Origin of the sequence: Roseomonas marmotae (assembly GCF_017654485.1) — a bacterium.
Lineage (GTDB): Bacteria > Pseudomonadota > Alphaproteobacteria > Acetobacterales > Acetobacteraceae > Pseudoroseomonas > Pseudoroseomonas marmotae.
The window spans coordinates 3144581-3156446 of the sequence record NZ_CP061091.1 but is presented as its reverse complement, the minus strand read 5'-3'; the positions used below and the strand labels follow the sequence as shown (position 1 = coordinate 3156446).

Here is an 11866-nt window from a genome sequence, read left to right as displayed (position 1 = left end):
AGACTGCGGCTTCGCGACGGCGTCAATCCTTGCCACGCGCCACCCCGTCCGCCACCAGCCCGCAGGCAGCCACAGCCAGCAGGATGGCGAGGCCCGGCCAGATGGCCGCCCAGGGCGCGGCGAAGACCGCCTCCTGCGCATTGGCCAGCATGTTCCCCCAGGACGGTGCCGGCGGCTGGATGCCGAGGCCGAGGAAGCTCAGCACGCTCTCCGCCAGGATGGCGCCCGCCACGGCGAGGGAGGCGGCGACCGCCACCGGCGCCGCGATGGCCGGCAGCACGTGCCGGCGCAGCAGCCGCGCCTCGGTCACGCCCAGGGCACGGGCGGCACGGACATAATCGGTGGCGAGGACGGAGAGCGTCGCCGCCCGCGCCAGCCGCGCCACCCCCACCCAGCCGAAGATCACGAGGATGCCGATGATGCGCAGCATATCCGTCCAGGCCTCGCCACGCGGCAGGCCGAGGCGCGCCGGGTCCACCGCCGCCAGCAGCACCAGCAGAGGTAAGGCGGGCAGGGCCAGCAGCCCGTCGGCCAGCCGCATCAGCACTGCGTCCAGCCAGCCGCCGCGCCAGGCCGCCAGCATGCCCAGCGCCGTGCCCAGCGCGCTGGCCGCCAGCGCCGCCGCCAGACCGACCAGCAGCGAGACGCGGGCGCCGTAGAAGAGCCGCAGCAGGATGTCCCGCCCCAGCTCGTCCGCCCCCAGGGGATGGGCGGCGGAGGCGGGCTCGTAGCGGGCGAAGAGGTCGGGCTGGTGCGGGTCGGCGCCGATCCAGCCTTGCAGCAGCGGTGCCGAGAGGGCGGCCAGGAACAGCAGCGCCAGGATGAGCAGGCCGAGGCGCAGGCGCGTCATGCGGCCTCCAGCCGCGGGTCCAGCCAGCGCTGGGCGAGATCGGCCGCCAGGGTGGCGAGCATGGTCACCAGCGCCACCAGCAGCAGCGCCAGCAGGGCGAGGTTGTAGTCATTGCCCATGACGGCGTCGTAGAGCAGCTTGCCCATGCCGGGGCGGGCGAAGACCGTCTCTGTCACCAGCGCGCCGGAGACGAGGCTGCCGATATCCAGCGCCAGCAGGGTCAGCAGCGGCACCCCCGCATTGGGCAGGGCGTGGCGCCAGAGCACACGGTGGTCGGAGGCCCCGCGTGCCCGCGCGCTGCGCGCCCAGGGCTGGCGCAGCGCCTGGGTCAGGGCGGCGGCGGCGTGGCGGGCATAGGCGGCCATCTGCCCGAAGGCGATGGTGGCGACGGGCAGCACCAGGAATTGCCAGGCCGGCTGGCCCTCGCCCGGCAGGCCGCCCGCCGGCAGCCAGCCCAGCGTGACCGCGAAAAGAATGATCAGCAGGATGCCCAGCCAGAAGGAGGGCACGGCCTGCGCCAGCAGCGCCAGCGCATCCACCAGCGCCCCGGCGCGGGGGCGGAGCGCCGCCAGCGCCCCCAGCGCCACGCCCGAGAGCGCCGCCAGCAGCAGGGCCAACCCCACCAGCACCAGCGTCGAGCGCAGCGCCGGCCAGAGCACGGCGGCCACGGGCTGGGCGAAGAGGCGGGAATAGCCGAATTCGCCCCGCAGCACGCCGCCGGCCCAGACCAGGTATCGCGTCATCAGGGGCTGATCCAACCCGTGCAGCGCGCGGAGGCGGGCGATATCCCCGGCCGTCAGGCGCGGGTCGGACATCATGGCCAGAGAGGCCGGGTCGCCCGGCATCAGCCCGATGGCCATCCAGGCCACCAGAGAGAGCAACAGCAGCGTGACGGCGATCTGCGGCAGCCGGGCGAGGAGCAGCCTCAAGGCTTCACCCGCCACTCCGTGACCCAGAGCGAGGAATAGTTCTGGTGCCCGGTCGGGCGCACGCCTTCCAGCCAGCGCGGCCAGATATGCGGGTCGGAGCGGTGCCAGAGCGGCAGGGCGGGCAGTTCGGTCGCCACCAGCCGCTGCAATTCGGACCAGAGCGGGCGGCGCTTCTCCGGGTCCAGCTCCACCGGCAGGGCCTCGATCAGCCTATCGGCTTCGGGGCTGGTGAAGCCGGTGTAGTTCTGGCCGGACCAGTTGCGCGCCGCGGTCGGGACCTCGTCGCTGTGGAAGAGGGTGCGGGGGACGTTCTCCGGGCTGCTGATCCAGGCGAACATGGCCATGCCCGTGAACTTCCGCTGGCTCACCGTCTCCCCGAAAAAGATGCGGGGCGGCTCGTTGCGGATGCGCGCCTCGGCGCCGATGGCGCGCCACATGCCCGCCAGGATCTGCTGCACCTGCTCCCGCGCCCGGTTGCCGGCGGTGGTCATGAGGTCGAAGGCCAGCCGCTCGCCCGCCGTATTGCGGCGGATGCCGTCGGGGCCGGGGCGCCAGCCGGCTTCCTCCAGCAGCGCCCAGGCGCGCGTGGGGTCATAGGGCCAGACGGGCACCTCCGGGTCGTACATCCGGTCCTCCGGATGCACATTGCCCAGCGCCACCGGCTGCCGCCCCTCATAGAGCCGCGCGACGATCTGCCCACGGTCGGCCGCCATCAGCAGCGCCTGCCGCACCCGGCTGTCCGCCAGCACGGGGTTCTGCAGGTTGATGTCGATATGCTCGTAGGAGAGGCCGGGGCGATAGCTGAACTGGAAGCGGTCGCCGGTGCGCTTCTGCAGCGCCGCCGCCTGCTCCAGCGGCAGGCCCAGCTCGCCCGCGATCATGTCCACCTGCCCGGCCAGCAGCTGCGCCTCCATGGCCGTCGTATTCTCCACCGCGCGGATGTTGATGCGGCGAAAGGCGGGGACGGGGCCGGACCAGTGCTCGTTGCGCTCCAGCGTCACGCCCGCGCCGGGCTGGGTGGCGGCGATGCGGTAGGGACCATTGTAGAGCGCCGGGTTGGTGGTGGCGGTCTCATAGGCGCTGCGGGTGCGGTAGCCTGCCTTGTCGGCTTCCCAGATCGGGCGCTCGATGCGGGCGGGCAGGGGCTGGAACTGGCCAAGCCCCGCGAAGTCGAAGGTCACCTTGTCGAAGCGCACCGTGAAGCTGCGGGCATCCTCGACGATGAATTCATAGGCCGAGCGGTAGAGCTCCGCCGGGCCGAAGCCGGTCTCGAAGGCGCGGCCTGCCTCCCAGGCGAAGCGCATATCCTCCGCCGTGACGGGGGTGCCGTCGCCCCATGTCTCACCTTCCCGGAGGCGCCAGGTAATGCGGATGCCGGGCTTGCCATCCGGCGTCTGCTCCAGCCGCGCCTGCCCGTTCTCCAGGCTGGGGAGGGTGTCGCAGGCCAGGCAGGTGAGCTTCCAGTCCTGGTCGTAGGCCGTGACCGGGCGCAGCGCGAAGCCGAGGATATAGGCCTTGGCGGCCATGTTCTCGATATTCGGGTGGAAATTGGCGGGGTATTGCGTGATGCCGATGGTCAGGCTGTCGCGCGCCGGCTGGGCGGCGGCGGGCATGGCGAGGCCGAGGGCCAGGAAGGCAGCGAGGGCGTGGCGCATGGGCCGATGATGGGGCCTGATGCGGCGGTGTGGTAGGGCCAAGGCGTGGAGGGACGCGCATTCACCGCCGCCTCCCTCCTCCGGCGCCGCCACCAAGCTGCGGGAGCGCAGGTCGGTATTGGGAGCGGGGGGGGCGATCTCGTCCTCTGTCGATGCAGTGAGGTTGGTGATCTGCGGCGTCAGCGCCAGCGGGGAGGACTGTGCCTCGACCCCGGGAATGAGGTGGCTAGCGAGCTGGCCTGCGGCGAGGCCGGTGCAGACAAGCGGGGCGCGCAGGGGAGCCTTGCTGGGGTTCTCTGCCGGCCGGTCTTCACCCCTGCCGGCCGGCCCAGCCTAGGCTCAGGCCTTATCGATCCAGAAGAAGAGAGTGGTGGCAGGGCAGATCGCGGAGATGAAGGTGGGGGCGCATCGTGCCAGCGCCGTTGCGGATGACGTGGATGAGGTTGCGACCACATGCCGGTCGTCGACCTGCGGCGCCCCGTGAGAGAGCGGGAAGGGCGTGAGAACCGCTCCGTCTGTGTCGTGGTGAGTCAGAATGGGTCGGCTGTGACAGCACCTGCGGCCGTCATGGAACCACTACAGAAGCAAAATGCAGGAGACCCGTTGATAAATCCGGAGCCCAGGCTTCAGACAGGAGCGCAGTATTAAGTTGCGGTAGATGTATAATTTTGGCTGCTCAACGTAGTAACCATGAATTCTTGTTCTAAACCTCCGGCTGCCATTTTTGTCTCTGCACTGATCCTTTGCGTGACTAACGGAGGGTGGCCGGCCATATTGTCACGACACCAGAACATGAATAAACTGTAGCGATAAAAACAGTTCGGGCTTTTCGCGATGGCTTTGGTAGTCGGCACTCCGGGAAATGATGTTCTGGTCGGCACGGCTGAGGCGGATGAGATCCGCGGCCTGGGCGGCAACGACCGCCTGGAGGGCGGGGAAGGGAATGATCAGCTCTTCGGCGGCGCTGGTAACGACGAGCTTCTGGGTGGTGCCGGCGATGACTGGCTGGATGGCGAGGACGGCACCGACATCCTGGATGGCGGCAGTGGCAACGACACCCTGGTGCTGCGGGCCATCAACGGCAGCAGCTTCCAGGGTGGCGACGGTTGGGATGTCCTGCGCCTGGGCGCCGGTATCGGCACCCTCTATGCCACCATCGACCTCAGCACCGGGTTCATCACCTCTGGCGCCCCCGGCAGCGTCACCAGCACCGTAGGTGGTATCGAGGAAGTCCATGGCTTCCGGACGGTGATCGGCTCGGACGCGGATGAGCGGCTTGTGGGCGGCCAAGTGATGCAGGGCGGCGGCGGCAATGACGTGCTGGAAACCACCGCGGATTCCTATATTGGGCTGGAAGCACCGCCTGCGCCGGTGACGGTGCTGGAGGGCGGCAGCGGCGATGACACCATCATCTTCAGCAAGCGGCAGCTGTATGGCCGTTTCGTCTATGACGTGGGCGCCCGCCTCGACGGCGGTGAAGGCCAGGACACCCTGGTGTTCAAGAACTTCACCTCGCAGATCGACGAGGTTTCTCACGGCAGGACCATCTATTACGGGATCATCGCGGACCTGACGGCCGGAACGGCCCAGATCAACCGCAACTATCACTTCGGCATCGACAGCATCTCCGGCTTCGAGAACCTCACCGGCACCGACCAGAACGACATCCTGCTGGGGGATGCGGCGGACAATATCCTGCGGAGTGGTGCCGGCGACGACAGCCTGCGTGGTGGCGCCGGGAATGACCTGCTGGACGGCGGCGTCGGCTTCGATTGGCTGCTGCTGGAGGGAGCCACCGCGCCGACCCTGGTGGATCTCGCCCTCGGCACGGCACAGGATGGGCAGGGCGGCACGGATACGCTGATCAGCATCGAGGCGGTCCAGGGCTCGGCGCAGGCCGATACCCTGCTCGGCACGGAGGCTGCGGACATGTTCTTCGGTGGCGGGGGCGACGACCATCTGGTCGGCCGCGGCGGCAACGACGACCTGCGGGGCGATGACGGCAACGACTGGCTGGAAGGCGGCGAAGGCAACGACACGCTGCGGGGCGGTGCCGGGGATGACCGGATCGACGGCGGCGCCGGCTTCGACATCGTGATCATGGATGGCCTGACCTTCCATGGCAGCGGCCGTGCCCTCTCGGTCGAAGGGCTGCTGCAGCTGACCACGGCCGAGGGCACCGATACCCTCTCCGGCGTGGAGGAGGTCCGCTTCCTCGACGGCCGCCTGGTGCTGGACGCGGATGCGCCGGAAGCCATGGTAGCCAGGCTTTACGCCATGGCGCTGGAGCGAACACCGGAAGCCCATGGCCTAAGCTTCTGGAGCGCGCAGCTTGAGGCCGGCGCCAGCCTGTCCAGCGTGGCCGACGGCATCCTGGGCAGCGACGAGTTCACCAGTCGCCACGGTTCCCCGGCGGACAATGCGGGCTTCGTGGCCATGCTCTACCACGACCTACTGGGGCGGGCGCCGGATGCTGCCGGCGCGATATTCTGGGACGAACTGCTGGCTGGCGGCATGAGCCGCGGCGCGGTACTGGCTGGCTTCAGTGAAAGCCTGGAGAACCGGGCCTTGACCACCGAAGTGACCGCGCAGGGCTTCTGGCGCCTCGATACCGGCGCCGCCGAGGTGGCGCGGCTCTACGACACGCTGCTGGGCCGGGGGCCGGATGCGGCCGGCCTGGTCACCTTCACCGCTCTCCTTCAGGCAGGAAGCAACGGGGTGGAGGTCGCTCGCGGCATGCTGACGTCGGTGGAGTACCAGCAGAACGTCGGCAATGTGGCGGATGATGCCTTTGTCGCCTCGCTCTACCGCACGGCGCTGGATCGCACGCCGGACGAGGCTGGACTGGCCTTCTGGACCGACATGCTCGCGCAGGGCCTGTCGCGGGCGGAAGTGGCGCTGGCCATCTCCGAGAGCGACGAGCATCTGGCGCTGACCAGCCCCTGGATCGAGAACGGCATCCTGATCGCCTGATCCAGAACGCGGGAAGCCGGAGGCAGCAAGGACCATCCTCTGCTGCCTCGGCATTCCTGCTCAGGCTGCTCCTGCGGCTTGTTCCACATCAGGGTTTGGGGCTCTGTTGAGGCCCATGGTGCAACCAGGGCTGCTGATCCGTGAATGGGCGGCTGTCCTGCCTGTGAACGCCGCGTCACCCCGCGGGGAACCCTGGCCCGAGGGCGCCGAGCCCGAGATGGCCGATGCATCCCAGATCAGCGAGCACATAGAGGTCGTCGGTTTCGATGGCGGCCATGTTGGCACGGTGGAGGATCTGGAGGGCCGGCGCCTGAAGCCGGCGAAGAATGACCTTGCTGCCGGTGGCGAGCACCACTACCTGCATCTCGACCTCGTCGAGGCGGTGCAGGAAGGCAAGATCGTGCTGAACCGCGCGAAGGCCGAGGCGAAGGACGAGTGGGGGCGTGAAACGCGTCGGTTGAGCGATCAGCAGTGAGCTCGGCAGGCGCCAGCCCCGGGAAGTGTGCCTCGAGGCTTCTTTTTGCACTCAGCCGAAGAAGAAATCCCGCATCAGGATTACGTTCAGCACCACGATCAGCGCCGCCGAGGACCATCCCAGCGCCAGTTGCCAGTGCGGCGCCGCCAGCCGGCCGAGCCGCCCGCGGTCCCCCGCGAAGAGCATCAGCGGAATGACGGCGAAGGGCAGTTGCAGCGAGAGGACGACCTGGGACAGCACCAGCAGTTCCGCCGTGCCCCGCTCCCCATAGAGCCAGGTGACGACCACGGCTGGGATGACGGCGATGAGCCGCGTCACCAGCCGCCGCAGCGCCGGGGGCAGGCGTATCCGCAGGAAGCCCTCCATCACCACCTGGCCGGCAATGGTGGCGGTGACGGTGGAATTCAGTCCGCAGGCCAGCAGCGCGATGGCGAAGAGCACCGGCGCCGCAGCACCCAGCAGGGGCGCCAGCAGGGTATGGGCGTCGCCGATCTCCGCCACCTCGGTATGGCCATGCACATGGAAGGCTGCGGCGGCGAGGATCAGGATGGCGGAATTGATCAGCAGCGCGATGACCAGCGCCACCGTGCTGTCGATACTGGCGAAGCGGATGGCCTCCCGCTTGCCGGCCTCGTCCTGCGCGGTGTCACGGGACTGCACGAGGGCGGTGTGCAGATAGAGGTTATGCGGCATCACCGTCGCGCCCAGGATGCCCAGCGCGAGATAAAGCTGCGCCTTGTCCGTGACGATGGAGGCGGAGGGCAGATAGCCGCGCAGCACCTCGCCCCAGGCCGGATCGGCCATGGCGAGCTGGACGATGAAGCAGAAGGCGATGAGCGCGATCAGCCCGATGACGAAGGCTTCCAGCCAGCGCATGCCCTTGTGCTGCAGCCAGAGGATCAGCAGCGTGTCGAGCACCGTCAGCAGCACGCCCTCCAGCAGCGGCAGTCCGAACAGCAGTTGCAGGGCGATGGCGGTGCCGATGACCTCGGCCAGATCGGTGGCGCAGATCGCGCCTTCGGCCAGCAGCCACAGGGGAAAGGCGACCCAGCGCGGGAATCGTTCCCGGCAGAGCTGTGCCAGGTCCCGGCCGGAGGCGATGCCGATTCGGGCGCAGATGGCCTGCAACAGCATGGCCATGAGGGAGGAGAGCAGCGCGACGCTGAGCAGCGTGTAGCCGAAGGCGGAGCCGCCGGCGATGGCCGTGGCCCAGTTGCCGGGGTCCATATAGCCCACGGCCACCATGTAGCCGGGGCCGATGAAGGCCAGCAGCCGCCGCAGCCAGCTGGCGGCCCTGGGCACCGCCACGCTGCGATGGATCTCGCTGAGGCTGCTGGGGTGATGGGATGATCCCGGCACGGCGTCCTTCCCCTGGGCGGGCAGGGCGGTCGCCGTCGGCGGGCTGTCATCCATCAGGCATTCTCCATGCCGGCGGTATCGTTCTCGTGTCGCATATTGGGCCTGTAGCCAAGGCTACAATCAAGGCCCGAAAAAAGGCGGCGTGCCAGCCGGCACGCCGCCTTCCTGCCGCGCGGGAGGCAGGCGGTGGCTCAGCCGGCCTTGGCCTTGTACTGCTCGGCCTCTTCCATGCTGGCCACGCCGCCACGGTCGCGGCTCCAGGTCACGGGGTCTTCCAGGAACTTGCGGACTTCCTTCAGGGCAGGCTCGGAGAAGTAGGGGCGCTCGCGGCACACCTCCAGCACGTCCCACCAGGTGGCCAGGTGCAGCAGGTTCAGGTTGATGTTCGCCAGCTTCTCCTGCACGCCAGGGAAGACGCCGTAGAAGAAGACCACGAAGGTATGGTCCACCACCACGCCGGCATCGCGCATCGCCTGGGCGAAGCGGATCTTGCTGCCGCCGTCGGTGGTCAGGTCCTCCACCAGCAGGGTCTTCTTGCCCACCGGCACGTCGCCCTCGATCTGCGCGTTCTTGCCGAAGCCCTTGGGCTTCTTCCGCACATAGGACATCGGCGCATTCATGCGGTCGGCGATCCAGGCGGCATAGGGGATGCCGGCGGTCTCACCGCCCGTCACGGCCTCGATGCTCTCGAAACCGATGTGGCGGTTGATCTTCTCCACCGCCAGGTCGCAGATGCGGGTGCGGGCGCGCGGGAAGGAAATGATCTTGCGGCAGTCGATATAAACCGGGCTCTTCCAACCGCTGGTATAGGTATAGGGCTCGTCCGGCTGGAAGTTGACCGCCTTGATCTCCAGTAGGATACGGGCGGTGGTCAGCGCGGCGTCGCGGTCCCAATCGGAAAGATGCATGGCGGTCATGGCGGCAAGAACTCCTTCTGGCGCGGTTCGTAACGCCCGTCGCGCGGCACGTCCATGACGCATCCGGCGGCCGAGGCATCGGTCTGGGTTCTGGCCGATCCGCGTGCGGGCACTGCCGCCCAGGCCCTCGGCATCGCCGAGCGGCTGGAGCGTCCCTTCCGCACCGTGCCGCTGGCCTGGGGCAGGCTGGCGCGGCTGCCCTGGCCCTGGCCCAGCCTGGCCGGGCTGACCCCTGGGGCACGGGCGGGCATCGCGCCACCCTGGCCGAAACTGGTGATTTCCGCCGGCCGGCGTGCGGCGCCGGTGGCGCTCTGGCTGGGGCGGCGCGGCGCCCGCACCGTGCATTGCATGCGCCCGGGCTTCGGCGCCGCGCGCTTCGACCTGCTGGTGGTAGGGCGGCATGACGCGCCCGCACCGGCGCCGAACCTGATGCCCATCCTGGGCGCCACCCACCGGATGTCCCCGGCGCGGCTGGCGGCGGCGCGGAGCGAATGGGCGGAGCTCGGCCGCCTGCCGGGGCCGCGCGTGGCGCTGCTGGTGGGTGGTCGGGTGCGGGGGGAAGGGCTGGACCTGGAAACCGCCGCCAGTCTGGTCCCGGCGGCGCGCCGCCACTTTCCCGGCGCCACCTTCCTGGCCACCACCAGCCGCCGCACCGGGTCCGAGGCCACCGCCCGCATCGCCGCCGATCTGCGGGACCTGCCGCACCGGCTTTTCCGCTGGGGCGATGCCGGCCCGAACCCGATCGCAGGCTTCCTGGCCTGGGCGGATGCGGTGATCGTCACCGCCGACAGCGTCTCGATGCTGTCGGAAGCCTGCGCCACCGGCAGGCCGGTGCTGGTGGCGGGGGAGGCGCCCGGCCGCCATGCGGCCCTGGCGCGCAGCCTCTACGAAGCCGGCTATGCCAGCCCGATCTCGGCGCCCGGCCTGCCGCACCCACCGGCGCCGCTGGATGAAAGCGGCCGCGTCGCCGCACGTCTGCGCGAAGCCGGCTTCGCCTGAACCTTCCGCCCGATATGTTGCCGTATCGCTTCAATCTTTGGGGGAGGATACGCGTGCCCGATTCCCAGTCCCTGCTGCCGGGGCGTCTGGCCATGGCCTTCTGCGTCGCCCTGCTGCCGGGAATGGCGCTGGGGCAGGAGGCATTTCGGTTCGAGGATGTGGAGTTCGAGGCGGAGCTGAACCTGGATCATGTCGGCCGCGCCGGCAGCCGCTCCGCCTTCACCGAGCTTTATGTCGACAAGCTCGAACTGACCGGGCGCTTCGTGCTGCCGGCCGGATTCTCCATCCAGGGCGTCTTCGACTTCGGCAGGGTGGACCGGCCGGAGGATGGCAGCGACCGCATCTTCCACGCCCATGCCGCCTGGGTCGACCAGCTCTTCCTGCGGTGGGACGCCGGGCCGCTGCGGCTCTTCGCCGGCAAGATCCACCCGCGCTTCGGCTTCGCCTGGGACCGGGCGCCCGATATCTACGGCGACGATATCGCCGATACCTATGAGCTGACCGAGAAGATCGGCGCGGGCGCGCGGCTCTCCCTCTCCGACCTCACGGGCACCACGGAGCGGATCGGCGATCACAGCCTGCAGATCGAGGTCTTCCATGCCGATACCTCGGCGCTCTCCTCCTCACTCCTCGCGCGGCGCTGGCCGGTGGAGACGGCGCTGCTGGACCCGCTGAGCGGGGAGACCGTCACCGACACCCGCTTCGCCGCCCGCAATCGCCGGGCCTTCGGCGGTGCCGACAACAGGCGCGGCTACCGCAGCCTCGTGCTTTCCCTGGAAGGCGAGCAGGTGCCGCTGCCCTGGGGCAGGCTGACCTACAACCTCGGCTGGTCGCTGCGCCGTGCCGGGCTGGACAGCCTGGAGGCCGGCACCGCCGCGGCCGAGCGCGGCTATGTCGCCGGCCTGGCCATGGAGATCGAGCTGCCGCGCGAGGTGGTGTTGCAGCCGCTGGCGGAATGGGTGCGGCAGGAGAATGCCGACGGCATCCGCGGCATCCGGCGGGATGTGGTGACGCTGGGGGCGGAGGTGACGCGCGGGCCTGTCAGCCTCTCCTATGTCCATGCCTGGCTGAAGGACCGGGGTGGCGAGCCGGAGAGCGCGCGCCTCAATACCGTCTCCATCGCCTATGAGCTGGAGTCGCTGGTCCCCTGGCTGAAGGGCGTCGATGCCCTCATCGGCTGGCGCCACCTGCTGGAAGAGGGCGAGACCAGCGATACCATCGGCGCGCAGATCGCCTGGAGATTCTGACCGGATTCCCCTCAGGCACCGGTCACGCTGCCGCCGATCTCGCGCGACTGACCCTGGAAGAGGGCGATCATCTCGCCCTCGGGGTCGGTGATGCGGACCTCGTAGATGCCGCTGCGCCCGGACTGCGCCACCATGCGCGCCCGCGCCGTCACGGTCGTGCCCACCTTGCCCGGCCGCAGATAGGTGATGTTGCAGGCCTGCGCGACGGTGCGGCGGTCGAAGCTGTTGCAGGCGAAGGCGAAGGTGCTGTCCGCCAGCGCGAAGAGGAAGCCGCCGTGGCAGGAGCCGTGGCCATTGGCCATGCGTGGCTCGATCTCCATCGCGATCTCGGCCTCGCCCGGCGCCACCCGCAGCAGCCGCATCCCCAGGCCCTGGGAGGCCGCGTCATTGCGCCACATGGCCTGCGCGCTGGCTTCCGCCACGGCCTGAGAGTCGAGGGTCTGGGTGTCAGCGGTCATGCGG

The 11866-nt window shown here is 69.4% G+C and carries 10 protein-coding genes; 4 read left to right on the top strand and 6 right to left on the bottom strand.

Annotation, left to right across the window (positions count from 1 at the left end):
* Nucleotides 1-22 precede the first annotated feature (22 nt).
* The 3 genes from IAI58_RS14835 to IAI58_RS14825 are packed head-to-tail and all read right to left on the bottom strand — an operon-like array spanning nt 23 to nt 3434.
* The gene (locus IAI58_RS14835; protein ID WP_207445710.1) at nt 23-850 is read right to left on the bottom strand and encodes an ABC transporter permease; all 828 of its coding nucleotides are present in this window, start codon (nt 848-850) and stop codon (nt 23-25) included.
* A complete protein-coding gene (locus IAI58_RS14830) occupies nt 847-1779 on the bottom strand; it encodes an ABC transporter permease (RefSeq protein WP_207445709.1) in 933 nt (310 codons plus the stop codon). Before IAI58_RS14830 ends, IAI58_RS14835 begins: the two co-directional genes overlap by 4 nt.
* The gene (locus IAI58_RS14825; RefSeq protein ID WP_207445708.1) at nt 1776-3434 is read right to left on the bottom strand and encodes a peptide ABC transporter substrate-binding protein; all 1659 of its coding nucleotides are present in this window, start codon (nt 3432-3434) and stop codon (nt 1776-1778) included. Before IAI58_RS14825 ends, IAI58_RS14830 begins: the two co-directional genes overlap by 4 nt.
* 834 nt (nt 3435-4268) lie before the next feature.
* Between IAI58_RS14825 and IAI58_RS23315 the strand changes: the two genes are divergently transcribed.
* Nucleotides 4269-6407, top strand: coding sequence for a DUF4214 domain-containing protein (locus tag IAI58_RS23315; RefSeq protein WP_272874785.1), 2139 nt, complete (start codon nt 4269-4271; stop codon nt 6405-6407).
* Nucleotides 6408-6624: 217 nt separating this feature from the next.
* Complete coding sequence (locus IAI58_RS14800) at nt 6625-6882, top strand: DUF2171 domain-containing protein (protein ID WP_207445825.1); 258 nt, start codon at nt 6625-6627, stop codon at nt 6880-6882.
* A 51-nt stretch (nt 6883-6933) separates the two neighbouring features.
* Here the strand turns inward: IAI58_RS14800 and IAI58_RS14795 are convergent, their stop codons facing one another.
* Together IAI58_RS14795 and IAI58_RS14790 are read right to left on the bottom strand one after the other, a co-directional pair.
* A complete protein-coding gene (locus tag IAI58_RS14795) occupies nt 6934-8295 on the bottom strand; it encodes an Nramp family divalent metal transporter (RefSeq protein WP_207445707.1) in 1362 nt (453 codons plus the stop codon).
* Between the two features lie 137 nt (nt 8296-8432).
* A complete protein-coding gene (locus tag IAI58_RS14790; RefSeq protein ID WP_207445706.1) occupies nt 8433-9158 on the bottom strand; it encodes an orotate phosphoribosyltransferase in 726 nt (241 codons plus the stop codon).
* Nucleotides 9159-9212: 54 nt separating this feature from the next.
* Between IAI58_RS14790 and IAI58_RS14785 the strand changes: the two genes are divergently transcribed.
* Together IAI58_RS14785 and IAI58_RS14780 are read left to right on the top strand one after the other, a co-directional pair.
* Complete coding sequence (locus IAI58_RS14785; RefSeq protein WP_207445705.1) at nt 9213-10157, top strand: mitochondrial fission ELM1 family protein; 945 nt, start codon at nt 9213-9215, stop codon at nt 10155-10157.
* Nucleotides 10158-10210: 53 nt separating this feature from the next.
* Nucleotides 10211-11404 carry a hypothetical protein gene (locus IAI58_RS14780; RefSeq protein WP_207445704.1) on the top strand — a complete coding sequence of 398 codons (1194 nt, stop codon included), beginning with the start codon at nt 10211-10213 and terminating at the stop codon, nt 11402-11404.
* Nucleotides 11405-11415: 11 nt separating this feature from the next.
* On the opposite strand, the gene paaI is transcribed toward IAI58_RS14780, so the two are convergent.
* Nucleotides 11416-11862 carry a hydroxyphenylacetyl-CoA thioesterase PaaI gene (gene paaI / locus IAI58_RS14775; RefSeq protein WP_207445703.1) on the bottom strand — a complete coding sequence of 149 codons (447 nt, stop codon included), beginning with the start codon at nt 11860-11862 and terminating at the stop codon, nt 11416-11418.
* Between the last annotated feature and the right edge of the window lie 4 nt (nt 11863-11866).